General features: G+C 29.4%; 30 protein-coding genes. All 30 read left to right on the top strand.

Annotated features, from left to right (window positions below; all coding sequences use genetic code 11):
- Nucleotides 1-2: 2 nt before the first annotated feature.
- The 30 genes from ACYUEW_RS01095 (at nucleotide 3) to ACYUEW_RS01240 (ending at nucleotide 25450) form a co-directional block, all read left to right on the top strand.
- Nucleotides 3-413 carry a single-stranded DNA-binding protein gene (locus ACYUEW_RS01095; protein ID WP_460276036.1) on the top strand — a complete coding sequence of 137 codons (411 nt, stop codon included), beginning with the start codon at nucleotides 3-5 and terminating at the stop codon, nucleotides 411-413.
- 80 nt (nucleotides 414-493) lie between these two features.
- On the top strand, nucleotides 494-709 hold the full coding sequence (locus ACYUEW_RS01100; RefSeq protein WP_460276037.1) for a hypothetical protein: 216 nt from the start codon (nucleotides 494-496) through the stop codon (nucleotides 707-709).
- A gap of 191 nt (nucleotides 710-900) precedes the next feature.
- Nucleotides 901-1788, top strand: a complete 888-nt coding sequence (locus tag ACYUEW_RS01105; RefSeq protein ID WP_460276038.1) for a Swt1 family HEPN domain-containing protein — start codon at nucleotides 901-903, stop codon at nucleotides 1786-1788.
- A 169-nt stretch (nucleotides 1789-1957) separates the two neighbouring features.
- Complete coding sequence (locus tag ACYUEW_RS01110) at nucleotides 1958-2329, top strand: hypothetical protein (RefSeq protein ID WP_460276039.1); 372 nt, start codon at nucleotides 1958-1960, stop codon at nucleotides 2327-2329.
- 48 nt (nucleotides 2330-2377) lie between these two features.
- Complete coding sequence (locus ACYUEW_RS01115) at nucleotides 2378-2962, top strand: ERCC4 domain-containing protein (protein WP_460276040.1); 585 nt, start codon at nucleotides 2378-2380, stop codon at nucleotides 2960-2962.
- Between the two features lie 32 nt (nucleotides 2963-2994).
- Complete coding sequence (locus tag ACYUEW_RS01120; protein WP_460276041.1) at nucleotides 2995-5586, top strand: CHC2 zinc finger domain-containing protein; 2592 nt, start codon at nucleotides 2995-2997, stop codon at nucleotides 5584-5586.
- Nucleotides 5587-5873: 287 nt separating this feature from the next.
- A complete protein-coding gene (locus ACYUEW_RS01125) occupies nucleotides 5874-6317 on the top strand; it encodes a xanthine dehydrogenase (protein WP_460276042.1) in 444 nt (147 codons plus the stop codon).
- Between the two features lie 127 nt (nucleotides 6318-6444).
- Nucleotides 6445-6888 (top strand): helix-turn-helix domain-containing protein, encoded by a 444-nt coding sequence (locus tag ACYUEW_RS01130; protein ID WP_460276043.1) that lies wholly within the window; start codon nucleotides 6445-6447, stop codon nucleotides 6886-6888.
- Between the two features lie 507 nt (nucleotides 6889-7395).
- Nucleotides 7396-7884, top strand: a complete 489-nt coding sequence (locus ACYUEW_RS01135; protein ID WP_460276044.1) for a hypothetical protein — start codon at nucleotides 7396-7398, stop codon at nucleotides 7882-7884.
- A gap of 22 nt (nucleotides 7885-7906) precedes the next feature.
- Complete coding sequence (locus ACYUEW_RS01140; RefSeq protein WP_460276045.1) at nucleotides 7907-9640, top strand: hypothetical protein; 1734 nt, start codon at nucleotides 7907-7909, stop codon at nucleotides 9638-9640.
- 3 nt (nucleotides 9641-9643) lie between these two features.
- Nucleotides 9644-10912, top strand: coding sequence for a phage portal protein (locus ACYUEW_RS01145; protein WP_460276046.1), 1269 nt, complete (start codon nucleotides 9644-9646; stop codon nucleotides 10910-10912).
- Nucleotides 10912-12099: a minor capsid protein gene (locus ACYUEW_RS01150; protein WP_460276047.1), complete on the top strand. Its 1188-nt coding sequence runs from the start codon at nucleotides 10912-10914 to the stop codon at nucleotides 12097-12099. The genes ACYUEW_RS01145 and ACYUEW_RS01150 overlap by 1 nt, the downstream gene beginning before the upstream one ends.
- Complete coding sequence (locus tag ACYUEW_RS01155) at nucleotides 12065-12301, top strand: hypothetical protein (RefSeq protein ID WP_460276048.1); 237 nt, start codon at nucleotides 12065-12067, stop codon at nucleotides 12299-12301. Before ACYUEW_RS01150 ends, ACYUEW_RS01155 begins: the two co-directional genes overlap by 35 nt.
- A gap of 189 nt (nucleotides 12302-12490) precedes the next feature.
- A complete protein-coding gene (locus ACYUEW_RS01160) occupies nucleotides 12491-13597 on the top strand; it encodes a hypothetical protein (protein ID WP_460276049.1) in 1107 nt (368 codons plus the stop codon).
- A gap of 25 nt (nucleotides 13598-13622) precedes the next feature.
- Nucleotides 13623-13994: a hypothetical protein gene (locus ACYUEW_RS01165; protein WP_460276050.1), complete on the top strand. Its 372-nt coding sequence runs from the start codon at nucleotides 13623-13625 to the stop codon at nucleotides 13992-13994.
- A gap of 174 nt (nucleotides 13995-14168) precedes the next feature.
- Complete coding sequence (locus ACYUEW_RS01170) at nucleotides 14169-14762, top strand: DUF4355 domain-containing protein (RefSeq protein ID WP_460276051.1); 594 nt, start codon at nucleotides 14169-14171, stop codon at nucleotides 14760-14762.
- 18 nt (nucleotides 14763-14780) lie between these two features.
- Nucleotides 14781-15671, top strand: a complete 891-nt coding sequence (locus ACYUEW_RS01175) for a phage major capsid protein (RefSeq protein ID WP_460276052.1) — start codon at nucleotides 14781-14783, stop codon at nucleotides 15669-15671.
- Between the two features lie 171 nt (nucleotides 15672-15842).
- A complete protein-coding gene (locus ACYUEW_RS01180; protein ID WP_460276053.1) occupies nucleotides 15843-16106 on the top strand; it encodes a head-tail connector protein in 264 nt (87 codons plus the stop codon).
- 1 nt (nucleotide 16107) lies between these two features.
- The gene (locus ACYUEW_RS01185) at nucleotides 16108-16518 is read left to right on the top strand and encodes a DUF6751 family protein (protein WP_460276054.1); all 411 of its coding nucleotides are present in this window, start codon (nucleotides 16108-16110) and stop codon (nucleotides 16516-16518) included.
- The gene (locus ACYUEW_RS01190; protein WP_460276055.1) at nucleotides 16518-16862 is read left to right on the top strand and encodes a minor capsid protein; all 345 of its coding nucleotides are present in this window, start codon (nucleotides 16518-16520) and stop codon (nucleotides 16860-16862) included. Before ACYUEW_RS01185 ends, ACYUEW_RS01190 begins: the two co-directional genes overlap by 1 nt.
- Nucleotides 16859-17293, top strand: coding sequence for a chloramphenicol resistance protein (locus tag ACYUEW_RS01195; protein WP_460276056.1), 435 nt, complete (start codon nucleotides 16859-16861; stop codon nucleotides 17291-17293). The genes ACYUEW_RS01190 and ACYUEW_RS01195 overlap by 4 nt, the downstream gene beginning before the upstream one ends.
- Nucleotides 17294-17776, top strand: a complete 483-nt coding sequence (locus ACYUEW_RS01200) for a hypothetical protein (protein ID WP_460276057.1) — start codon at nucleotides 17294-17296, stop codon at nucleotides 17774-17776.
- A 17-nt stretch (nucleotides 17777-17793) separates the two neighbouring features.
- Complete coding sequence (locus ACYUEW_RS01205; RefSeq protein WP_460276058.1) at nucleotides 17794-18138, top strand: DUF6673 family protein; 345 nt, start codon at nucleotides 17794-17796, stop codon at nucleotides 18136-18138.
- Entirely contained in the window at nucleotides 18138-18731 is a 594-nt protein-coding gene (locus tag ACYUEW_RS01210) for a bacteriophage Gp15 family protein (RefSeq protein WP_460276059.1), read from the top strand. The genes ACYUEW_RS01205 and ACYUEW_RS01210 overlap by 1 nt, the downstream gene beginning before the upstream one ends.
- A 54-nt stretch (nucleotides 18732-18785) precedes the next feature.
- Nucleotides 18786-19214: a PH domain-containing protein gene (locus tag ACYUEW_RS01215; RefSeq protein WP_460276060.1), complete on the top strand. Its 429-nt coding sequence runs from the start codon at nucleotides 18786-18788 to the stop codon at nucleotides 19212-19214.
- A 49-nt stretch (nucleotides 19215-19263) separates the two neighbouring features.
- A complete protein-coding gene (locus ACYUEW_RS01220; RefSeq protein ID WP_460276061.1) occupies nucleotides 19264-19413 on the top strand; it encodes a Com family DNA-binding transcriptional regulator in 150 nt (49 codons plus the stop codon).
- Between the two features lie 58 nt (nucleotides 19414-19471).
- Nucleotides 19472-21715: a phage tail protein gene (locus ACYUEW_RS01225; RefSeq protein ID WP_460276062.1), complete on the top strand. Its 2244-nt coding sequence runs from the start codon at nucleotides 19472-19474 to the stop codon at nucleotides 21713-21715.
- Nucleotides 21716-22507 (top strand): distal tail protein Dit, encoded by a 792-nt coding sequence (locus ACYUEW_RS01230; protein WP_460276063.1) that lies wholly within the window; start codon nucleotides 21716-21718, stop codon nucleotides 22505-22507.
- Nucleotides 22507-22941 (top strand): gp53-like domain-containing protein, encoded by a 435-nt coding sequence (locus ACYUEW_RS01235; protein ID WP_460276064.1) that lies wholly within the window; start codon nucleotides 22507-22509, stop codon nucleotides 22939-22941. The genes ACYUEW_RS01230 and ACYUEW_RS01235 overlap by 1 nt, the downstream gene beginning before the upstream one ends.
- A gap of 4 nt (nucleotides 22942-22945) precedes the next feature.
- A complete protein-coding gene (locus ACYUEW_RS01240; protein ID WP_460276065.1) occupies nucleotides 22946-25450 on the top strand; it encodes a phage tail spike protein in 2505 nt (834 codons plus the stop codon).
- Nucleotide 25451: the final 1 nt, after the last annotated feature.

Genomic DNA, 25451 nt, shown 5'->3' on the forward strand with positions numbered 1-25451 from the left:
GGATGAATAAAATACAACTTGTTGGGAGATTAACTAAAGATCCAGAGTTAACTTTTGCTCCTGGGACAGGAACAGCAGTAACAAAATTTACATTAGCGGTAAACAGACCGCAATTTGACAAGTCCAAGCCACAGGAAGCAGATTTTATCCCTTGTGTATGTTTTGGGAAAAGAGCTGAAGCAATAGCAAATTATGTTCAAAAGGGACATAGGTTTGGCCTTAGTGGAAGACTTCAAATAAACAAGTATGTTGACAAAGAAGGTAATAACAGATGGAGCACAGATATAGTAGTAGAAGATTTTGAGTTTTTACAGGATAAAGGGTCAAAGATTAATGAAAATGAATCTAACGAATCATCTACTGACTACGGGGAAGGTTTAACGCCTGTGGATGATGGGGATATCCCGTTCTAGATTTATAAAAATAGAATAATAAAGTTAGATTAGGGCGAAATATGGAATTATTATGAAATAAAATCAAGGAGGAATTTTTTATGTTTAGTATAAAAAATGAAGAGTTAAATGGAATGTCAAAAGAAGAAGCCTTGGAACAATTGAAAAAATCTGTAAGTATTAGAAATCAGATGGGTGGCGCAATGTATTGGAATATACTCAATGATGAATGCTGCGAAATTGCAAATAAATGTTTTTTATTAGGTGTTGATAGAAGTGAGATAACTCCTTTACTTGGTGAAGGAAATTACAGATAATTAGTAAACAATTCAAAGAGATGTTGCAAAATATGCAACATCTGAACTTGAACTAATTACGAATTAAAATGTTCTTTGAAAATTGAATAATACGGTGTTGGAATTTGAAAATTGTTCAAGATAAGGTGCATAGTTCCACTTCCATATGATATAATTATTATAATTTACAAGATATGTGGAGGAAAGGAAAAATGAGTAGCTACACTTTTAGTTTGCCATTTACAAATGAACAATTTTTTAAAGGAATTCTTGGAGAAATTAAGAGAAATGGTGAAGCACAATTGTATCACTATTTGAAGGGAGCACGATTATATATTGATGACTTAGGTACTTCATATTATGTTGATGGCTCTGGCAGATGGGATGCAACAGGTATAAATATAAAGTTTTATGTTAATCCAATATATATTGAAAATTTAGATATTAATGATGGGTATAAAAAATTATTATCCCGTATATGTGAGAACCTTATTCCAGGAGAAGTAGGGTATGATATAAAGAAAATAGTTTTTGCTCGTGATTTAACGGTTGATATTGACGAAGATGATGACATTATGTATGATTTGGAAAATCAAATAAAAAATACATCAAACCAAATTTTAAAGAGAATATTACCAGACGATATTGTAATAAAAGGGCAGGAGATGTCAGAAGTATATACTTATCTTTATTCAGTAGAGAATTCTCTAAGAATGTTCATAGAACTTGTATCAAAAGAAAAATATGGACAAGATTATTTTAATAAACTTGTTATTACAACAGCTTTGAGAAATACCATAAGTAAGCGAAAAGAAAATGCTACCAGCAATAAGTGGTTAAGTCTCAGAGGAGATAGTGATTTGTTCTATTTAGATTTTAAAGATCTCGGCACTATAATTAATAGTAATTGGGATATTTTTAAAGAATATTTTAATTCACAAGATTTTATTTTACCAAAAATAAATGAAATGGCTGAGTGTAGAAATTTAATTGCTCATAATAGTTATATAGGAAAAACTGAAAGAGATCTAATTAAATCATATTACAATTCAATCATAATGCAGATTTCAAGCAAATTTAATGGTGAAGTGGATGAATAAATTTAGGAAATTAATTATGCTGTAATTAATCTGACAATACTTAAGATGTGAACATTAAGATGTACTTTTCTTTTAAAGATAATAATTGTTTTTAATACCGTATTATTCAGAAATGAATTTTACGGTATTTTTATGTCGTAATAAAAAACTATGAAGGGAGTCTTTATAAATGCAGCGTGAAGAAGCAAGAGAATACTTTAAAAATAAGGGATTGGATTATAGCAATATAAAGAAGGAAGATATTGAAGAGCTAACTGAAATTTTATCTGAGGAATTAAATTATTATTTAAAAAATGGAGGTTTTCATGCTCAACAAATGGGTATGGAAGTAAGAAAACAAAGAGTTAAAGATGTAAAAGTGCTTAAAAAAAGTGGTTTAAAATATGCACGATTAAGAATTAAGGGCAGTTATTTTGATGATAGGGAAGGTATTACATTTAGCCAAACTGGATCTATCGGATTTGGTGGAGAATTTAGTGATGTTAATGTAGCATCTATATTAAAAGCATTTTGTAGATGGTGCGATACATTAGCAGGTTAGATCACAATTCAAAAATATTAACAAAATAATCAAGGCAGGAGGATAAGAATGTATTATAAATTTACAGATACAGAAATTAAAAAACTTCTTAAAGAAAACTTTATGATTTTATATGATACAAGAGAGCAAAAAAATCAGCATGTATTAAATTATTTTGATGAAAAGAAGGTTAAATATAAAAAGAAAAAGATAGATGAAGGAGATTACACTGCAATAATAACTAAAAGGCCTGATATGGGTATTTATAGAGATATATATTTTCCAGTAGCAGTTGAGAGAAAGAATAGCGTTGATGAACTTGCCGGAAATTTAGCAGAAAAAACAGATACACATGATGATATAAGACTTATAAGAGAACTTCAAAGGTCAAAAAATAAAGGAATTAAAATGTATCTAATAATAGAGGATAAGAATGGTATGGAGAATATAAAGAAAGGAAATTATAGAAGTCTATATACACCTAAAGCTTTCTTAGGAAGACTATCAAGTATACAGGATTTATATTTACAGGACACTATTTTTACAAGTAATAAAGATACAGGTTTTGAAATATATAGAAAGCTTTATTATAGTGTTAGAAATTATCTAAAAGAATTAAGCGCAGACATAGGAACAGCGGTAGAAAATGAGTAATAAGAGCTTTAACAAAAGGAGGAGGTGAGAAGGTGGAACTACAGGATATAGACTTAAGAAAATTAATAGAAAATGAAACAGGAGAAAAATTTAATAAGCAAGGGTACATAAAGTGCCCTTTGCATTCAGAAAAAACACCTTCCCTAAGGGTTAAATTTAATCCGGACACTAATAAAGATTTTTTTAAGTGCTTTGGCTGTTCAGAATGTGGAGATGCTATTGATTTTGTAATGAAATATAAAAATTTAAATTACACAGAAGCCAGGGAGTATTTAGGAATTGAAGTTGAGAAAACAGAAAAAGAACTTCAGGAGGAAAAGGTAAGAGGTTATATAGATTGGGAGTTATCTAAATTTAGAGAAGGACAAAAATTGCTGGGAATATTCAAATTTGTGAACGAAAGAGATGAAATAGTATATTTTAAGGCTAAATTTGCGAACGGAGAAGGCAAAAAACAACTTTTATATTATCATTTGGAAGGTGATAAGGTAATTGCTAAAAGGGGAGCTGATGAACTTCCGTATAATCTATATAATGCTTTAGGTGCTATAAAGAATGATGATGTATTGATTATAGATGAAGGTGAAAAAGATGCTAATACAATAAATTCTATGTTTAAAAACAAGGGTTATGTGGCTACAAGTTTAAAAGGGTGTAAAGAATTAGATATTTTAAAAAATAATAGAATGAGAATCTATGTAATGGGAGATACTGGACAAGCTGGAGAGCAATATAAGTGGAGTGTTTATAATGAATTTAAAAAATATGCTAGAGAATTTAAGTTTATAAATCTTCCAGGATTGAAATCTTTGGGGGATAACAAGGATGTTACTGATTGGATAGAGGTTGGCCATAATAAAAAAGATTTATTAGATGCCTTTGATAGATCTTTAGATATAAAAAATAAATATGAGTTGCAGCAGGATGCAAGAGGAATATATAAAACTATCTTCAAGGAAAAAGCTGAAGAAGTAACAGAAACTAAGAAATATATTGCTAATTTTAAAACTATAGAGGCATCAAGAATAAAATTTATTGATGAGGACCAAGAAGGCATTAGATTAGTATTAAAAAGCTGTACTGGAGAAATAATTGAGAAAGTTGGATTTAGTACTGTATTTGATGATACAAAAACATTTAAAAATTTTCTTGGTACTATAGACTTAGCTTTTAAAGGTAGAGTTGATGACTTAACTGATTTAAAAGCATGGATAAATAAATATTATGCACTAGAAAATGAAGAAGTTTATGCTGGGGTTAAATTCATTGAAAGAAATGGAGAGTTAATTTTTATAGAGAATAATGGTTCGATAACTTCAAAAGGAGTAAGTGAAAATATAAAAAGTGATGGTCGTAATAATGCTGATGTTATAAAAAATGAACCAATAACAACAGAGGAATTGAAGGAAGTCATAAAACATATTTTTAAGTTTGCTGGTCCAGAAAAATCAATATCTATTATTGGAACTGTAATAAATAATTTAGCAGTATATCAATGTCAGGAGTTAAAACAAAAATTGCATCACCTCTTAATAGTAGGTGAAAGTGGCAGCGGTAAAAGTACAATACTTGAAAATGTAATAGCTCCAATACTTAATTACCCTAAAAAAGATATAAAATCTATTGGATTAATCAGTAATTTTGCACTTATGAAGTCCTTATCAGATGGTAATTATTCAGCTTTATTTGATGAATTTAAGCCAAGTATGATGGATAGGTATAAAATAGGCAACGTATCAGAAACTTTAAGAAATTTATATGATAGAACTACCATAAGTAAAGGAAATAAAAGTTTAAAAACCACTGAGTTTAATTTAGGCAGACCAGTAATATTAGCAGGTGAGGAAAGTTATCCAAACCAAGAAAAGGCCCTTATAGAAAGAAGTTGTATAATATATCTTTCTAGAAGAGAGAGAACTGAAAAAAATACAGAGGCCATGGAATGGCTAATAAAAAATGAAGAATTATTAAATAAGTTAGGAAGAAGTCTAATAGAGATTGTTTTAGAATTGGATGTGGACGGTTATAGGAGATTAAGATGTAATTGTAATTCTAAAATTAAAGGATTAAATAACAGAATTTTAAATACTGCCATTAATGAAAGCTGTGGGATAAGAATATTAAATTTACTTTTAGAAAAGCATGGATTAAAACAATTAGTTGATTTTGATGATTATATAACTCAAAATATTAAGGTTGAAGTGTTAGAGGATACTGAAAATGTTCGCAGTTTGGTCGAGAAAATGTTAATTTTATATAATGACATGATAAATGATGGTAGAGCTATAGGATGGGAAGATGTTATAAAAAATAGAGGGGATGGGCTTTTTATTAAAACGTCTGAGCTTATTAACCAAATACATGAGCACATTATAAGAGTTGGAGCTGATTTAGTTCCATTAAAATATAATGATTTTAAAAAGCAAGCTAAAAAAGCTGGGTATCTGGTTAAAGCTTCAGGGAAAGTTATAAAAGTAGATGGAAAATCAATAAAATTTGATATTTATGATAAAGAAATGTTACAGGCTTTAAAGGTGGATTCAATAGCGCCACCAGATTATGAAGAAGTTGGTGGAGAAGAGGCAAAAATTTTCCCATTTAAACAGGTTACCCAAAAAATATAAAGGTAACCAGAAGGTAACTGAAAGGTAACCTATGTAAAATGTTGATATTACTATATTCTTTATATAAATATATATATAAGTTACCAAGTTACCTAAATATAAAAATAATATACATACGTGTATATATTTTAAATTATATATATAAAAGATAGGCACATTATTTTTACAAAAAGGTAACCATGACAAAAAATATTTAAAGTATTAGTATTACTAAGGTTGAAGCATGTTAAAAAGGTTACCTTTTTCAAGACTTCAAAAAGGTAACCTGAATTATGGAGGTAAAAAAGTTGGAAGAAAATAAATTTAAAAAAACAGAATATCATTTATATAATTACAAAGATATAGATATATTAAACCAGCTAGCAGATATTAAAATAAAAAAATTAAAAAATGATATAAGTCCTAAAGCAATAGAATATGGAGAAAGAACAGGTAAAACAAACAAGTTTAATTCAGAAGTAGAAAACGAAGTTATAAGAAGAGAAGAATATATTCAAAAAGAATTAGAACTATTACAGCAAGAAAAAGAAAATAGAATAAATGAAAAAGAATTGATTGATAAGGTTATGGAGCTATTAGAACATGATGAAAAGAAATTAGTTGAGCTAAGATATTTTAGTAAACCAACAAAGAGTTGGACAAGTATAGCACAGGCGCTTAATCAATCAGTGGATAATTGTATTAAAGTAAGAAGGAAGATAATAAGTAAATTATCCGAATTATTATTTTAGTATTATTGTATTATTATTTTAGTATTATATTATTGAAAGATTACAGTTTTAAGTTATTTTAACGTTATATAATAGTATCATAGGAAATAAAGCAAAGGACATTTAGTAAACAGCTAGGTGTCTTTTTTTGTGTAGTTGCCAAGGAGGTGAGTGTATGGCTTATGATGTACTAACAGTAAAGCAAAGTGATATGGTTACAATGCTTATAGAAGGGCATAGTATAACGGATATAGCTAAGAAGTTAAATGTAACTAGGAACACGATATATGCGTGGATGAATAAGGATAATGTTAAGGCTGAGCTGGACAGACGTAAGCGAGAGCTTGCACACCAAGGCAACCAGATTATACTTAAAGATTTAACTACTTATATAGATAACATAAAGAACTTAGCTAACGATAGGTCAGATAAGCGTGTAAGCCTAGCAGCTAACCAGTATCTATTGAATCGTATCTATGGTAATCCAACTAATGTAGTGGAGGATAATAAAGAGAACAATAATGATAATCTAAATGATAATGAGTTAGAACAGGAGTTAAATAAATTTAAGAAGTTACGTAGAGTTAAGTAATATCAATGGATTGCGAGGAATGAACTATTTCGTTAAATAATTTTTTAGCGAAGTTGTGGTATAAGGGGGTGGTTCTAAAATATGGAAGTGTGAAAGGCTCGTTAGTCAGTTCTACATTTTTTATAAAATTTTTAAAAACCAGAAGGAGGTGAAAATCCTCCTACTTAAATGTGTATATGTACTGGATAGCACCTTAACGGGTGCTTTTTTACATACTTAGCAAAGGCTAAGAAATAATATTTGCAGGAGTGGTGATTGTATGTGAGATATAAATTTAATACTAGGTGGAAAGGTAAAAATTTAATTTGCGCCTGCTTATTTGGTAATCCCGCCTGTGATAGATATAAAAAATGTCAAGTATTGGAATTAAAATTAAATCCTTATGAAGATATGGATAAATGTATGGACCATAGGACTTATAAAAGAATTAGAGGAAAAATTCAACAATTATAAAGGATAATCTCCTAAAATGTAGAAATAAGATATTTTGGGAGGTGATTAAGTGAAATGAATGATAAATTTTATTCCCCTGTGGTAGCTAATTTAGATACGGCAGCAGTAAGAATTACTGATGATAGTAAAAAAATGAATGGAGAACTATGTAGGAAAACAGAAGAAGCACAAAAGGTAATTCAAGAAATTAATAGACAAGAATATGAAAGAAAAGTACAAAATAATGAAAATATTAAAAAACTAGTAGATTATAATTCAGAAATAACAGAATATAATAGGCAGTTAGTTGCTTTAAACGAATCTATATTAAGAAAAATAAATTTTGTAAATACATCATTAGATTTTATTATTGAAGCAATTGTAGAAAATACTGAAATTACTAAAAAAGATGGGATAGAACATAATGCGTTGTTATTGGAGCTAATAACAATTATGGAATCTAAAGATGAGAATAAAATAAAGAATTTCTTTGAGGCATTAACAGGTAATGTTGCAGCTGGAGTAATGGTGGAATATATTAAATTTAAATTAGGAATATCTTAATAAAGTTGAGGTGATAAAGTACATGACAGAAGAACAGCAAAATAGATATTTATTATTTAAATATCTTACAGAACAATTTACTGTTTCTGGTGCTCAAAATCCAGAAGAAAAAGCTAAAGAGATTATTTTATCTAATAGTAGTAATTTATTTGGTTATCACGGATTAGCTTGGCAATTAGGAAAAATAAATATGGAGTTCTTTTGCATGTATTTTCTCCAGGATACATTTCTGCCTAAAGAAAATAATGCAGCGGCTCCTATAGCTAAAGTTCATAAAGAAATATGGAGTGATATAGAAAACGCTATTATTGGTGAAGGTGCTGACCAGATAGGAAGAATACTTCCAAGGGGAACCGGTAAATCTGTTTTTGGGACTTTTGCTGGTACTATATGGGCACATTGCTATAAGCATAAAAAATATACTTTAATATGCTCAGACATAGGAAGTACAGCAGAAAAATTCATAAGTGATATTAAAAATACATTATTAGAAAATGAATATATTAAAAAAGCTTTTGGAATTATTTTAAATGATAAGGATAAAAGATATAAATGTAATAGTACTCAATTAGAGTTAACCAATAAAACTTTCATTGAAGCTATCTCCTCTGCCAGTCCCATGAGAGGTCGTAAATATGATAATTGTCGTCCAGATTTTATTATTTTGGATGACTACCAAAGTGAAGATGATGTTAGAACAGAACAAGCAAGGGAAAACAAATGGAAAAGATATTCTGACGATGTTAAGTATGCTAGTCAAAAGGCCGTTTTACGAAATGGTGAAGTAATTAAAAAGGGGACAACCTTTATTGCATTGGGTACTCTCCAACATAAGGAGTGTTTTTATTCTAGGTTATTAAAAATGCCAACATGGAAATTTAAAAAGGAAAAGGGTGTATTGTTAGAAGATATAGACTTGTACTTTACCACTGGATTGTGGGGTAAGTTCAAGTCTATTTTATTTAACTTTAAAAATGATAATAGGCTTGAAGATGCAAAAGAATTTTATTGGCAGCACCAGGATAAAATGAAATTCCCGCTATTGTGGAGTGAATTTTGGGACTGCCTAGATATGGCTTTATCATATTATGAAAATCCTTCAAGCTTTAAGCAGGAAGTACAGGGTGATGTTGATTCCATAGGTGAAAAGTGGTTCAAAGGTGTAAGAACTGAAAAAAGAAAAGAAATTGAAACACATAATTTTATTAAAACTATGCTTTTAATAGATCCTGCTAGTGGTGGTGGTAAGAAGAACGACTATAGTGCTTTTTTAGTAGGTTCCATGGGGGATAATAATTTAAAATATGCCCGTAAAGCTGAATTAGCTAAAATAAATGCTAGAACTGATTTTGATAAGTATGTAAATCATGCTATTAAATTATTAAAAGATTATTTAGATATAAGCCATTTATATATAGAAAAAAACACATTTAATGGTGCTGATGCAAATGTCATTGAAAATAAAATAAATGATGATCCAGTGCTAAGAAATAGAAGCATTACTATAATTAACGAGCATCAAAAGAAAAATAAAGATGATAAAATTTCTACTTTAATACCTTATATAAATAAGGGACAAATTATTTTTGCTGAGGAAGATGGCGAGTTTATGGAACAGGTATTAGATTTTAGAGGGCAAAAGTACAGTACCCATGATGATGCTCCAGATATAACGGCTGAGTTTAGTCTAAGAATAGAAAATATTGAAGTAGTTGAAAATGTAGTTTTGTTGGATAGAAGAAAATTTGGTTTGTAGGAGGTGATTGAAATAGATATAAATTTACTTAAAAAAGCTTATGAGGAATATCAAAATAATAAATCTACTTATGAAAAAATGTATAACTACTATAAAGGAAATACTGACGCTATTAATAATTATCAGATGGTTACTGAAAGATCTAATAATAAAATAAACACTAATTTTATTAAAAAATTTATTAAAGAAGAGGTTAGTTACAGTGTTGGTAATGATGTAACTTATATCTCTAAAAGTGGAAATGAAAATATAGTTAATGACATTGACTATTACCTGGACCACTGGAATGAGGGACATGATTCAAATTTAGCTAAAAACATGCTTATATATAGTTTGGCTTATGAACTTTATTATGTGGATAAAGAAGGACAATTTTCCAGTAAAATAATAAGTCCACGAGAAGGATATGCTGCCGTAGATGATTTTGGCAACATATCTTTTTTCATGCACACGTATAAGCTTAAGTTTGATGATACAACTTATATTGATGTGTATACAGATGATAAAATATACCACTTTAATGATAAATTTGAGGAACTTAAAACTGCCAATAAACATATTTTTGGTATGGTACCCGTAGGAGTATGTAAATTAAGTGATGAAGGTAAAGATGATACATTATTTAAGGATTTGAAGGGTTTGCAAGATGCCTACGAAACTAATTTATCTGATATATCTAATGAAATTAGTGACTTTAGAAATGCTTACATGGTTTTAACTGGTGTTGCTATAGATGAAAAAGATATTCCTAAAATGAAAAAATTAGGTGTAATGCAGATTAAAGACAAAAACGGTACTGCTGCATGGTTAATAAAAAATATAAATGATACTTTTATACAAAATACATTAAATACTATGGAAGATAAAATGTATCAACTTTCTAGTCATATTAACCACAATGAGAAAATGCAAAGTAACACAAGCTCATTAGCTTTAAGAGCTAGGTTAATATCTTTAGAAGAAAAATGTAAGCTTAATCAAAAAGCTATAGCTGATTGTATTAAAACTAGACTTAAATTTTTATTCATATACTTAGAAGTCATTAAAAACATTAAATATGATTTTAGGGATATAAAAAGTAAATTTACACCTAATATTCCGCAGGATGATTTAATGACAGCTCAAGTAATTAGTCAATTGGGTGATAAATTAAGCACTGAAACTGGACTAAGTTTATTAAGCTTTATAGAGAATCCTAGAAATGAAATGAAGAAGCGTAAAGATGAAAATCCAATAGACTTAGATAATATGGATTTTGGAGCTGATGAATAATGACTAGAGAAGAAGAATTTAACCAAGGATTATATGATGAAGCTAATGAGCAGTTGAAAGAGGTTTACAAAGAGCAGAAACAGAATAGGGATGAATTATTACAAGCAATAGCTATGATAATTTTAACCTATACTGTTTTAGATGGTTTAATGAGCCTTAAAAGCAAAGATAAATCTAAGGAATACAAAAGGTTGTCTAAGCTAATTATAAGTTCCACACAAAGCCAAAAGAGCACACAGACACATGTTATAAACAATATTTTAGGTAACGCTGTAAAAAACACTTTCAATAACTATTCTTATAATGCTAATTTAAAAGATGTAAAAAAAATAGTAGATGATAATTTTAAGGGTAAACATTTTAGTAAAAGAGTTTGGGAAAATGAAAAGGAAGTTGGAGAGCATTTACACAAACAAGTTAAGCAATTTTTAGATGGTAAGATAAATGTTAATCAAATAAAAAAAGATATAGAAAAAACATATAATGCTAATGCTTATAATGCTAAAAGGCTTGTAGAAACAGAAGTTAATAGATGTTCTAGTAATGCGTTTGATAGATTTTGCATTGAAACAGGTGTTGAAGAAGTAAGATATAATGCTACTTTAGATAGTCGCTTATGTAGTGATTGCGCGCAATATCACGACAGAGTATTTAATTTCAAAGATAAAATAGAGTTACCAAGACACCCATTATGTAGATGCTTTTACACTATAGAAGATGATAAAACTTTCATGCAAACTGGTGGTAAGTTTACAAAGGGAAGTATTGAATGGTGGGATAAAAGGGTAGAGGATTCGGATGAATATTATAAAAAAATTAGAGAATCTAAGGATGATATAGATAAAATATCAAATAATACTGAGTGGACAAAGAATTCAATAACTAAAATAAAAGATCATATTTTTTATAATGAACATATTTTAAGAAATGGTAGTAGAGGATTACTTGATTCAGATTATGACATGGCAATAGCATGGCAAAGATTGATTGATGGTAATTTTAAAGAAAGGGATATTTTATTATTAAAGCATGAATATCTTGAAAGTATATTGGAAAAGAAGTATAATTTAAGTAATGCAGAAGCTCACAAAAGGACAACAAAACTTCATGATTGGGTAAAAGTTATGGAAAATGAAACTGGAGGTGGAGAAGATGGTGCTCTTGATGAATTTATTAAACCAAAATAATAACTCTGTTGTTTATTCATTTGGAATTGATGAAGATAAATTAGATGGTCAAATAAAGATAAGTTTAGACAATCCAATGGATGCAAAAATAATTAAAGAATCACAGTATATTAGCAATGCCATGGCCATGAAAGGATTAATTAAATTAATAAGAAATATTAAAAATCGAGAAATAAAGAAATTTGAAAGTTATCAAAGTTAAAAGCACTTACTAAGTAAAAATAGTAGGTGCTTTTGTTATATCTGAAAAAACAAGTCATATGTTTATTTAGAATATAGTTATTAAAAATTGAGATTTAGCTAGTGAATAGGAAAGACTATATTATTAAATTTTACAACTAAAGGTGAAATATGGTATAATGCCAATAGTTTTTCTTGGGGGGCTATTAATATGGGTATTAGTAAAATCAAGTGTGATAAAAATGAAATAGAAATAAAGATAAATGAATGTTGTGATTATTTGGGAATAAGTTGTATAAAATATTCAGATAACGGAAGATTAATTCAGTTTAAATTTTGTAGAAATGATTCAAAAGGTATATTAAGAGTTTATATAACTGGAAAGGGTATTAAGTTTGATGAATCTCAATTTGAAGATAAAAATTTATATAATGAATTTGAAGAGTGTATAAAAAGTTCATTAGAGAGGACAAAAAATAAAAAGTATTCTTTTAAAAAAATAAATGATGAAATATTTCAAACTATATTAGCGGAAATAAATAATCTATGCGATGATGAGATTGTTATTAATCATAGAGAAAATAGCGATGTAAGCAAAACTCATTTTTTTGAAATAAAAAATATTAAAACGAATGAAAAGATAGTAATAACAAAATACAAAAACGGAACATTAGTGCTAGACGGAATTGATTGGTTATTATGGACTGATATTTGTAGTATAGTAGATAAAGAGGTTAACTCTACGCCACTGGATATATTTGATAGGTTTTTAGAAACAAAAAAAATAGAATCTATAGATCCTAAATATAGAACTGATGACTATTTAAGTGAAGAAAATTTACTAAAAGAAAAATTAACAGCTAAAGTATTTATGTATTTAGAGGAACATTTTAGAAACTATTTAATATCAGCACAAAGATTAATTGAAAGCAAAATAATGTTACCAGAGTATAGTCCTATATTATGTCCAGTAGCAAAAGTATTAGAGGGATATTTAAAACAACTATTAGTAGATTTACAAATAGAAACATATGAAAACATAGAATGTGTACAAGTCGATAAAAATAAAAGAAGGTGGAATTTCGGTAAAGTATTTGATGGTCAAAAAGGTATAATAAAAAGTAAATGTGGACATATTGATAATACACAAGAAACAGAGTTAATAAAGGTATATTCAAATGTTGTTGATTTTAGACATAATCAAAATCATGGATCATTAAATTCAACTAAAGTTTACAATGATAGAGATAAGTGTATAGAAAAATATGATGAAATTATAGAGCTGATAAAAGTATCATATTGTAATATATATAAATAATATAATATAAAGGAGGGTTAGTAAAATGAAAAGCTATGATTTAGAATTATTTACCGAATATAATACAAAAAGAACTGTAAAAGTATATGATTATAGAAGTAGTAGTAATTTTATAATTATAGAAGCTAATAAAATTAACCCAACAGATTATGCAGAATATATTTACAATACTTTAAATTTAGAAAAAGAATCTAAAGTGTTTTTAGATTTAACAGATATATATGGATTTAATAAGAAAAATTTATATGAATGGAATTTTATCATTGATAATATGGAATTTGTAGGAGAAAAATTTATTTCCATAGATAAAATTAATTGGAATAGCCCACTATATAAGGTAGTTAATGAATGTTTAATTTCTTATTTAAACAAAAAAATTAAAAAGTTAAATGTGTGAAACACTTACTAAGAGTAGGTGTTTTTATTATTAGTGATTTTAGGAAATATAATTATATTATTAAAAGAAATGAAGAGATAAAGTCTTAGAAATAAGGCTTTTTTATTTTATAAAAAATTAATTGTGTCTTTAGTCTTTTATAGGTTAAAGGGACAAATAGGAGGAAAATAAACTATGTTAAAAAGTGAATTGTTGAAATTAATAGAAAGTATAGAAGATAGTGAAGAAGTTGATGAGGCATTAAAAGGCACAGATTTTGCAAAGTCTATGCTAAGCTTAGACAATTTTAAAAATTTAGTTGCAACTGATAAGGATTTTAAGTCTTTCATGGACAGTGAAAAGGACAAATATAATTCTAAAGCATTTGAGACTTGGAAGACTAACAATTTACAGAATTTAATTGATGAAAAAATAAAAGAATTATATCCAGAAGATGATCCTAAGGATAATGAATTAGTGAAATTAAAACAAGAAATGGAGAATATGAAGAAAGAGAAAATAAAAGAGCAGCTAACTAATAAAGCCCTTAAGAAAATGACAGATGAAGGGTTGCCAACAGATTTAGTAGATTTCTTAGTGGGAGTTGATGAAGATTCTACAGTTAAAAATATAGATTTATTTAAAGAAAAATTTACTGATAAGTTAGAAACTACAGTAAAAGAAAGATTAAAAGACAGCAGTTATACACCACCAAGTGGAGGAATTGAACCAGAAGGTGGGTTAGATTTTATATCTGTAATAAAAGACAATCAAGTAAAAAGAGATTAAGAGGAGAGTGTATAAATTATGGCATATTTAAAGGATGAATTACAAGGTTTTGTTCCAGTAGAACAGGCGAATGGAATAATGAAAGATGTAGCGAGAGGTTCTAGCATATTAAGATTATCTAAGGTTGAGCCTATGAAGAGTGATAGAAAGAAATTTTCTATAATGACAGATGGTCCAGGAGCTTACTGGGTTGGTGAAACTGAAAGAATACAAACATCTAAAGCAGAATGGATATTCCCAGAGATGGAAGCTAAGAAATTAGCAGTTATAATCCCAGTAACAAAAGAAAAAATGAATGATACTACTATGAATGTATTTGGAGAAATGAGACCAGCAATAGCAGAAGCTTTTTATAAGGCTATAGATAGTGCTTGCTTATTTGGTACTAATTCTCCATTTACTAAAAATATATTTGGAGTTGCTGATGGAGCTGGTAATAAAATAGCATTAGAAACTAATGGAGCTGGTAAGCTTGACTTAGATATATCTGATGTTATGGCTTTAGTTGAAGCTGATGGATTAGATGTTAATGGTTTTGCTGGACATTATGGACTAAAAAATTCTCTTAGAAAGTTAAGAGATACTAATGGAAATGCTCTTTTTGTTCCAGGGATAGGCCAGAATGAGTTGTATTCTAATCCTATAGAGTTTGTTCGTAATGGAGGTTGGGATAAAACTAAAGCTGAATTAATATCTGGTAATTGGATGTATTCGTTAGTTGGAATGAGAGCAGGTATTGAGTATGAAATACTAAAAGAAGCAACTCTACAAAGTGTTACTATGGGGGATGGTAAGCCATTGTCTTTAGCAGAAAATGATATGGTAGCAATTAAAGCCACCATGAGATTAGGATTTTTACCTATAAAAGATAAGGCTTTTGCTTTATTAATACCAAAAGTACAAGGATAATTAAGGTAGGATAAAATCCTCTTTATGTCCAAAAAGGAGTGATTTAATGAAAAAATATACTGATGGTAAAAATACTATATATGCTACGGAAAAAGCATATGAGGTTATATATAAAGATAGAGGATTTAAAGAAGTTGAGGCAAAGAAATCCACTAAAAAGTAGGTGATTAAATGACCACTGAACAAAGAAAAGCTATTTTAGTTATTACAAACTATCTAAACAAAGATTTAGAAGATGATTATATATTAACTAACTATGATTTAGCAGTGGATCAATTAATTCAAAATGCTGCTAAGTTAGAAAATATAACTCCAGGAGTTAAATCCATGTCCGAGGGTAACCAAAGTATAGCTTTTGAAAATGGTGCTGGTGCATGGAGTATAACAGATGATATTAAAGCTTTATTGCCTACACCATACGTAAGGATGTGGTAGCATGGGAGTTTTATTTAAGAATTCAGATATCACTATTTACAATAGATACTATGATTTTACTAGTGATACTGATAAATACCAAAGAACAGTTATTAAGGGTGTTAATTGGCAAAGTAAAAGGAATGGTACTGTTAGCGATAAAGGTTTGTTACTTGCGGATAGTACACTTATATTTATAGATAAGTTAGATAATTATGTTAGTCCTAAGAGATTTTTAAAACTATCAGATCCAGAAAGACCAAATTATTTTACTTTTACTCCAGGAGATAAAATTGTAAAAGGTGAGGTTGATTTTGAAGTAACAGGAATTAAACCTTATAGGCTGTCAGATTTAGAAAATGGATTTGATGATGTAATAGATATTAAATCTGTTAGTAAGCTATCCAGCCATTTTGAAGTGGAGGGGGTATAATGTCTACTACAGTTAGAGTGCAAATTGATAAGACACAGAAAATACTTCTGAAACGATATTTAAATAAAAATGGTCAAGCGCAGGTTAAGTTTACTAAAGAAGTCGCTAAAGAATGTAATAACTATGTACCATTTCTTACAGGACGACTTAAAGATATGAGTGTTGAATTAAAAACAGATAAAATAATTTGGAGTGCTCCGTATGCTAAAAAACAATATTACCTTAATAAAGGTGGCAATAGAGGAGCTTTAAGGGGTAAGTATTGGGATAAAAGAATGTGGAGTGATAAAGGAGATAGAATTGTACAAACAATAGCCGATTTTGCTGGAGGTAGAACAAGATGATAATAGATTCTTTAAGAAATTATATGAGAGAATTAAAATGTTTAGATACTTTTAACAATGCTATAAGGGTAAATGTAAATTATTTATCTCCAAATGCAGATACTTACTCTATAGAGGAAATACCCATAGAGCCTATTATAAAAAAGTATGTAAATGGTGATAGTGTAAGGCAATATGCTTTTATATTTACTTCAAGGGAGCCGTATGGAGCAGATGTATTGCAGAATATAGATAATAGTGGATTTTATGAGAAATTGGCCAATGAAATAGAGCAAAATAATAACAATAATATATTGCCAGTGCTAGAAAATAATTTAGAGCCTTTAGAAATTAAAGTTACTAGCACTGGCTATGCTTTTGCTGTTACAGAAGATACGGCACAATTTCAAATACAACTTAAATTAAAATATTTTAAGAAAGGAATGATATAATTGGCAGTTAGAAAAAGAAAAATACAAGCTAATTACTTAGAAGTATCAAATGCATTTGAGTTACTAGGAACAGGCTTTACAGAGTTAAATGAAAGTCCTAGTGCCCAAACAACTTCTAAAAGATATATAAATCAATCTAGTGCAAGTCAGTCCGTTACTGGATATGAATGGGCGTCTGAATTTACTGCTGACCAAATTAATAGTGAAAAAGCTATAGAATATATAAGAGAAATTGGAGAAATGCAAAAATTAGGAGCAGACACCGAAACAAATTATATAATAGTTGATTTAGACAAGCCAGCAGCTACAACAGGATTTAGAGCGAGAAAAATAAAAGTTGCTATATCTGTAGATAGTTTTGAGGACGAGGATGGTGACTTGGGTATATCTGGTTCATTCCTAGGTATAAGCGATCCAGTACTAGGTACTTTCGATACAACAACTAAAGAATTTACAGAAGGTTTTGCACCTAAAACAGTTTAGAAGGAGGAATTTAATCTATGAAAATTAATGGAGTTGAATTACCAGATTTAGATGTTTTTGATTTGGAAGTTGCTGAAAAATTTGAAAAATCATTTAATGATTTTAATGATTTAAAGGATAGGGTTAAAGGTATGAGTTTGTCAGAAAATATAAGGATTCAATGTAATGCTGTATTCAAAGTATTTAACACTATGTTTGGTGAAGGAACTGACAAAAAATTATTTGGATATAAAACCAATCTATTAACCTGTATAACTGCCTTTGAGGAACTTGTAACACAAATGAGTTCTAAAAAAAATGAAGTGGAAGAAAAGATAAAAAAATATTCTCCTAATCGTGCTACGAGAAGAAATAAAAAATAATGAATATATTAATAGACTTAGTGCCAATTACAATTGAAATAGAGGGCGAAGATTATGAGATTAATTCAGATTTTCGCACTTCTGTTCTCTTTGAACTTTTAATGCAAGATAAATCTATAAGTGAAGAAAATAAGATTATACAGGCCTTACAACTTTATTATCCTGTTATACCAACTAATATTAATTTAGCTGTAGATAAAATGTTATGGTTCTATAGATGTGGGAAAGATATAATAGCATCTAAAGGTACTGGAAAGGGAAAAAGTACACAAATTTATTCTTTTAATTTTGATGATGATTATATTTATTCAGCTTTTTTAGACCAGTACGGAATAGATTTACAAGACATAGAATATCTACATTGGTGGAAATTTAAAGCAATGTTTAAGTCTCTTAAGGAAGATAATGAGATAGTTAAAATAATGAGGTATAGAAGTATGGATTTAAATAAAATAAAAGATAAGGAAGAAAAAAATTATTATAGAAAAATGCAAGAGTTATATAAGATACCAATTGCTAAAGATGAAAAAGATAAGTTAGAAGAAATAAATAATATTTTACTAAATGGTGGAGATGTTAGCAAGGTATTGTAATATATTCCTTGCGTAATGTATAATTATTTATATATTACGCAAGGAGGAATTTTAATGGGATTTAAAGATTTTATAAAAGAAGCTATTGAAGAAGAAAATAATAAAACTCCTGAACAAAAACAACAAGAAAAAGAGGAAAAAAGGAATAAAAAATTAGGTAAAGTATACGAACAGTATAAAGATTATTTATTAGATGATGAACAGATTTTATTTGATACATCAAGTCTTAAAGGTAAATATTTGTTCTTAGATAAGCGAATTTTATTTCATGATGATAGAATAAAAAAGGGGATTAAACAAGAATATAATGTTATACCATATAAAAATATAAGAAGATTTACAATAGAAAAAGCAGGAGTGTTAGATATGGATGCAGATATTAAACTTTTTCTAGGTGGAAATCAAGAAGCATCTATTACATTGAATGTTCCTATGAATTCTATTAAAGCAATTAATAAAATTCTTTTAAAAAATACACTATAAAATAAATAGCATCTATTAATATAGGTGCTATTTTTATGCATTAAATGAGGTGATTAATATTGAGGAAATAAGATGTCCTGATTGTAATCAGTTGTTATTAAAGGCTGAATATGTTAAAGGAGAAATAAAGTGCACTAGATGTAAAAAAATAATTAGATTAGAAGTTAAGCAAAGAACAGAGCCTAGCGCCACACATTAGAGTAGTGAGCCAGAGCCTGTCTTTTTTTTATTTTATTTAAAAAGGCAGGTGAAAAAATATGGCAGATGGAAGAATTATAATTGATACTCAGATTGATAGTAAGGGTGCTGAAAAAGGAATAAGTAAACTTGGAAGTTTAGCTAGTAATGCATTAGGATTCGCTACAAAAACTACAGCTGCAATGGTAACTGTAGCTACAGGAGCAGTTGCAGTATTAACAAAACTGTCTATTGCACAGTATGCGGAGTATGAACAGTTAACCGGTGGAGTTGAAACACTATTTAAAAAAAGCAGCGGCCAGGTAATGAAATATGCAAATAATGCATATAAAACAGCTGGAATGTCTGCAAATGAGTACATGAGTACTATAACAGGCTTTTCTGCATCTTTACTACAAGGCTTAGGTGGGGACACTAAAAAGGCCGCTGAAATAGGTAATATGGCAGTTACAGATATGGCGGATAATGCTAATAAAATGGGAACAGCTATAGGAGATATACAAAACGCTTATCAAGGGTTTGCAAAACAAAATTATACTATGCTAGATAACTTGAAACTTGGATATGGTGGTACTAAAACCGAAATGGAAAGACTTCTTGCAGATGCACAAAAACTTACTGGTATTAAATATGATATAAACAATTTTAGTGATGTAATAGAAGCTATCCATGCAATTCAAAATGAAATGGGGATAACTGGAACTACAGCGAAAGAGGCTTCTTCTACCATTGAAGGCAGTTTAAACATGACGAAAGCTGCATGGACTAATTTACTGACTGGCATGGCTGATGATAATGCTGATTTTGATACGCTAGTAAATAATTTGGTCGATAGTGTGAGTACTTTAGGACAAAATTTATTACCACGAATAGAAATTGCTATAAATGGTATTGCAGACTTAATTAATAAATTGCTTCCACCAATTATCGCTAAGCTACCACAATTAATAACTTCTATATTGCCTGGTATGTTAAATGCAGGAGTAAGCGTAGTATCTTCACTTGGAACTGGTATTTTGCAATCATTGCCAACAATTATAAACTTAGGTATACAAGTAATTCAAAGCCTTATTGCTGGAATACAAAGTAATTTACCTGCTATCGTAACAGGAGCAATTACTATAGTCCAAAGTCTTGTAACTGGCTTTTTAACAGTGTTACCTCAAATAGTACAATTAGGATTACAGCTAATTATTCAATTAGGCATGGGGATAGCACAAGCAATTCCAACACTTTTACCACAAATTATAAATGTTGTAATTGGAATATGCGATATGATTATAGCTAATATAGGAACTATTATTAATGTTGGGATACAAATCTTAATTGCTTTAGTACAAGGATTAGTTCAAGCATTACCGACTTTAATAGAAAATGTTCCTAGAATAATAAATGAATTTTCAGGGGCGATATTTGCTCAACTTCCAACAATAATTATAGCAGGTGTCAAAATAATATTGATGCTTATAAAAGGACTAATACAAAGTATACCTACTTTAATAGCTAATATACCACAGATTATAATGGCTATATTTAATGCTTTAACTTTATTTAATTGGGCTAGTGCAGGGAAAAACCTTTTAACTAAAGTTGGAGAAGGTATAAAATCAATGGGCCCTAATATAGGTAATATCGCCAAAAGTATTGCACAAGGCATAAATAATGTTATTAAGAATATATTTACCGGTGGTGGAAACATAGGTAGAGGATTAATATCTAATATAGGTAGTGGACTTAGGAGCTTAGCTGGAAGTGTAGCAAGTACAGCTAGAAGTATAGGAAGTTCTGTTCTAAATGCTATAAGAAATGCCTTTGCTGCAGCTCCTAGTATAGGGAAGAATTTAATCCAAGGAATTTGGAATGGTATAAGGAACATGAGAGACTGGATTATGGGGCTCATAGGAAATTTTGCTTCTGGAATTATAGCAGGTATTAAGGAAAAGTTTAAAATACATTCACCTTCAAGAGTTATGAGGGATGAAGTAGGAAAATATTTGGCTCAAGGTATAGGCGTTGGATTCTCAGGCGAATCCGATAAACTAAAAAGCTCAATAAATGAAGATTTATCGGGGTTAGTTTCTAAAATGCAAACAACAGTAGATCATGAAGTTGCTTTTACCACTGCAAGAGTAGTAGCAAATAGAAATACACCGACAAGCTCAACAATTACCAACCATAATGATAATGGTTTAAATGTTAATATAGAAAACTTTAATAATACTAAAAATCAAGATATTCAATCTTTAATGGAAGAACTTGAATTCTATAGAAAACAAAATAGCTTAGCAAAAGGAGGGGTATAATTGGAAGATGGATTTATTTGGAATGGTATTCATTCAAGCGAAAAGGGTTTTAAAATTACATCTCTTCCAGATATAACTACTCCCGAAAAACGAGTTGAAAAAATAGTTGTACCAGGTAGGAATGGTCACCTTACAATTACAAGTAATGATTATGAGGGAGAAGTAAAAAAGGTTGAATTTGATTACTTCGACAATCAATTTGATGATATTAAATCCTGGCTAAATAGTGAAGGTAACGTGGTGTTTTCAAATGAACCGGACAGGTATTATAAAGCCACAATAATTAATAAAGTAAGTTTGGATCAAATGCTAAAGAAATTTCATAGTGGTATAGTTCAGTTTGATTGTCAGCCGTTTGGGTATGACAGTGCTAATACAAAAATAATTAAAATAACTGCAAACAATGTAACTAGAGATAGTAAAATAATTCATCCTTTAAATACATTAAATTATACAGGTGGAAATTTAATAGAACCTAATAAATTAGCCACAATATATGAAAACAATTTTATAGAAATATTCAATCCTGGAAATATAGAAAGTGAGCCAGTTATAACTCTCTATGGATATGGAAGTATGAATTTAAACATTAATGATAATATAATTAATCTTACCAATGTAGCGAACCATATAATCATAGATTCTGAAATAATGGATTGTTATAAGGATGGCCAGTTGTTTAATAATTATATGGAGGGAGAGTTCCCTGTATTTAAGCCAGGAATAAATAAAATATCCTGGATGGGAGATATAACAAGATTTGAAATAAAATCAAATTGGAGGTGGTTGTAATGACATATACAAAAACAAATTGGGTTGATGGATTTACTCCCTTGAGCGCTGAAAAGATGAATAATATCGAAAATGGTATAGAGCAAAATACAAACCGATTTAATGATTATGTTTTAAAAAGCGATATTATACAAAAGCAAGGTAACAATGGTAGTATAAAATTATTGAATGGTATAACTATCCAATGGGGAAGGGCAAAGTATGATTCTAATAATGAAGGTTGGCAAAAAGGATATATAAAAGTTAAATTTCCACAAAGCTTTACTAATGAAGTATATCAAATTATAGCTACACCCTATTATATAGGATATACAGACATGATACCCACAATTCAATTTATTGATAATTCATATTTTAATATATATATAAGAAATTTGGATAAAGCTGTTCCAATGATTCCCGTTGATGTAAATTATGTTGCTATAGGTAGGTGATAACTTGATTAAATTATTTGCACCCAATACCATAGATTTTACAACCAATGGAATAACTATACTGACTAATGCTTTAGAATTAGAAATTGTAGAGGAATTAAATGGAAGTTATACTTTAAATTTTAAATATCCCATAGAAGAACCCAAAATTGTAAAGGGAACAATGCAAGCTAATAAAAATATAATCACTAGTAAAAGTACAATAGTGGGAACTAAAACTAATATAAATCTACATCCTAAGAGTTATTTTTTACAGGAAGATTATATAGTGTATGCTAATAAACAAGCCTTTAGGATTTATAATATTAAAAAAGATATGTCTATGATTACTATTAATTGTAGACATATCTTTTATGATTTATTAGATAACTTTTTAGAGGATTGTAGGCCGACTAATTTATCACGAATAGATGCATTAAATTGGGTTTTAGCAGGAACACAATATCCTCACAATTTTACTGCTAGTGGTAATACTGGACCAACTAATACAAGATATTTTGTTAGGAAAAATCCAGTTGACGCCATAATGGGACAAGAAAGTATTCTAGGAACCTGGGGCGGAGAAATTGTAAGAGATAACTTCAATATAGGGATATGGGATAATCGCGGCAATGACAGGGGCGTTTTAATCCAAGGTGGTAAAAATTTATTAGGTATAGAAGAAGATTTAAACACAGATAACGTGGTTACTAGAATAATGCCCACAGGATTGGACGAAAACGACACCGTTATAATGTTGCCAGAGAAGTATATAGATAGTCCATATATAAATATATATCCGCATCCTAAAATTAAACACATGCATTATGGAGATATAAAAGTAAATAAGGAAACCAATATTACTAAGGATGATGTAATAAGGCTATTAAGATTAAAGGTTAAGGAGCTTTACGAAGTAGAAAAAGTAGATATTCCAGAAGTTAATTACAAAATTGATTTTATAGAACTTTCTAAAACAGATCAATACAAAGATTATATATCCTTAGAAAGGGTTGAAGTTGGAGACACAGTCACCATAAGGTACGATAAAACAAATTTAGATATAAAAGCTAAAGTTATAAAAACAAATAAAAAATTAAAAGGTAAAATGTGGGTCAATGAAAAAGTTGAACTAGGTAATTTTAAAAAGGATGTATCAAATTCACTAAATAAAATAGATAATATAACCACCGATGATGGAAAAGTTAAAGGTGAGGCTATATGGGGAACTATAGACGCAACTAAAGCTTCCTTAAAAGCTATGGCCCATAGTGCCGAAACTCAAGTAGAAAGGGCTATAATATTCGAGGATAAAGAGCCTGATTCCCCTACTTATGGCGCTATGTGTTTGGGTACTCGTGGTTTTCAGATAGCTAAAGAAATGACAAACAGAGAGTGGCAGTGGGCTACCTTCGGAACTGGACAAGGTTTTACAGCAGACCTTATAAGAGCAGGAACATTACAGTCTTATGATGGGACGTTGAAAATAAACCTACAGGATAGTAGCTTCATAACACATGACAATAACGGTAACAAAGCGATACAGTTCTCCAACCAAAGAATATTTTTCTATGATTGGGGAGACAACGAAGAAAGAGCAGGAATAATTTATACATCTAGGACAAGAGATCGAGGACTATTCGGACTATCTATTGGTAATTATGCAGACTATGAATTTAATATAGTTTATGAAGAAGGAGAAACCTTCTATCCATATATGACGTTTGATAAGAATCTTAAAGACCACGATCACCGACAACCAATTACATTATATCAGAATATAGATATGAAAAAGCCTATGTATTGGTATTATCCAGACAACACAGCTAAGGGAATGATTGACGGTTGGAACACTGGAATGATAATAGGCTACATGGGTGACAAGTCAAATATAACATTTGGACGAGCATGGTCAAGTACTAGTGAATCAATGTTTGCTTGTCTAAACCATAGGACGTCAGTAGGTAACATAGGATTTAGAGCCTATGAAAACTCTGACTTTTTTAAGAATGTTGACGTATATGGAAACTTCTATGTTAAAGGGTCTAAAAACTCCTTACAAAAAACTGATAACTATGGCGAAGTATTAATAAATGCCTATGAAACAATGTCTTACTACTTTGGGGATTTAGGTTCGGGCATAGTGGGGGAAGACGGAAAAGCTTTTATAGAGATAGATGACATAGTAACAGAATGTATGAACACAGATATACCATATCACGTATATTTTACAGAAGAAGTACCAGAAATGTTAACAGACGAAGAATTTAAGAAACGCTCTCCACTTAGGTTAGTTAAAACAACACCAACATATTTTGTATTAAAAGGAGAGCCAGGAGCAGAGTTCACATGGGAATTAAAAGCAAAACGAAAGGGATATGAACATATAAGAGCTGAAAAACTCCAGGATCAAAGTAGATTAGATTACCCTAGGAGTATGGTTGATTTTGATAAATATGAACCTAAGGAGTTAGACACAATTTTATTAAAAACTAAAAATATAGAAGATGAATTATTAGGAGGAAAATAAA

Source organism: Clostridium sp. CTA-1 (assembly GCF_054768215.1).

Bases quoted from the DNA above. Each gene is read 5' to 3' on its own strand.
- ACYUEW_RS01095 (WP_460276036.1), top strand. From the start codon at position 3: ATGAATAAAATACAACTTGTTGGGAGATTAACTAAAGATCCAGAGTTA.
- ACYUEW_RS01100 (WP_460276037.1), top strand. From the start codon at position 494: ATGTTTAGTATAAAAAATGAAGAGTTAAATGGAATGTCAAAAGAAGAA.
- ACYUEW_RS01140 (WP_460276045.1), top strand. From the start codon at position 7,907: ATGACAGAAGAACAGCAAAATAGATATTTATTATTTAAATATCTTACA.
- ACYUEW_RS01115 (WP_460276040.1), top strand. From the start codon at position 2,378: ATGTATTATAAATTTACAGATACAGAAATTAAAAAACTTCTTAAAGAA.
- ACYUEW_RS01195 (WP_460276056.1), top strand. From the start codon at position 16,859: ATGATAATAGATTCTTTAAGAAATTATATGAGAGAATTAAAATGTTTA.
- ACYUEW_RS01155 (WP_460276048.1), top strand. From the start codon at position 12,065: ATGGTGCTCTTGATGAATTTATTAAACCAAAATAATAACTCTGTTGTT.
- ACYUEW_RS01185 (WP_460276054.1), top strand. From the start codon at position 16,108: ATGGGAGTTTTATTTAAGAATTCAGATATCACTATTTACAATAGATAC.
- ACYUEW_RS01170 (WP_460276051.1), top strand. From the start codon at position 14,169: ATGTTAAAAAGTGAATTGTTGAAATTAATAGAAAGTATAGAAGATAGT.
- ACYUEW_RS01190 (WP_460276055.1), top strand. From the start codon at position 16,518: ATGTCTACTACAGTTAGAGTGCAAATTGATAAGACACAGAAAATACTT.
- ACYUEW_RS01205 (WP_460276058.1), top strand. From the start codon at position 17,794: ATGAAAATTAATGGAGTTGAATTACCAGATTTAGATGTTTTTGATTTG.
- ACYUEW_RS01175 (WP_460276052.1), top strand. From the start codon at position 14,781: ATGGCATATTTAAAGGATGAATTACAAGGTTTTGTTCCAGTAGAACAG.
- ACYUEW_RS01110 (WP_460276039.1), top strand. From the start codon at position 1,958: ATGCAGCGTGAAGAAGCAAGAGAATACTTTAAAAATAAGGGATTGGAT.
- ACYUEW_RS01165 (WP_460276050.1), top strand. From the start codon at position 13,623: ATGAAAAGCTATGATTTAGAATTATTTACCGAATATAATACAAAAAGA.
- ACYUEW_RS01210 (WP_460276059.1), top strand. From the start codon at position 18,138: ATGAATATATTAATAGACTTAGTGCCAATTACAATTGAAATAGAGGGC.
- ACYUEW_RS01135 (WP_460276044.1), top strand. From the start codon at position 7,396: ATGAATGATAAATTTTATTCCCCTGTGGTAGCTAATTTAGATACGGCA.
- ACYUEW_RS01225 (WP_460276062.1), top strand. From the start codon at position 19,472: ATGGCAGATGGAAGAATTATAATTGATACTCAGATTGATAGTAAGGGT.
- ACYUEW_RS01160 (WP_460276049.1), top strand. From the start codon at position 12,491: ATGGGTATTAGTAAAATCAAGTGTGATAAAAATGAAATAGAAATAAAG.
- ACYUEW_RS01215 (WP_460276060.1), top strand. From the start codon at position 18,786: ATGGGATTTAAAGATTTTATAAAAGAAGCTATTGAAGAAGAAAATAAT.
- ACYUEW_RS01235 (WP_460276064.1), top strand. From the start codon at position 22,507: ATGACATATACAAAAACAAATTGGGTTGATGGATTTACTCCCTTGAGC.
- ACYUEW_RS01150 (WP_460276047.1), top strand. From the start codon at position 10,912: ATGACTAGAGAAGAAGAATTTAACCAAGGATTATATGATGAAGCTAAT.
- ACYUEW_RS01105 (WP_460276038.1), top strand. From the start codon at position 901: ATGAGTAGCTACACTTTTAGTTTGCCATTTACAAATGAACAATTTTTT.
- ACYUEW_RS01180 (WP_460276053.1), top strand. From the start codon at position 15,843: ATGACCACTGAACAAAGAAAAGCTATTTTAGTTATTACAAACTATCTA.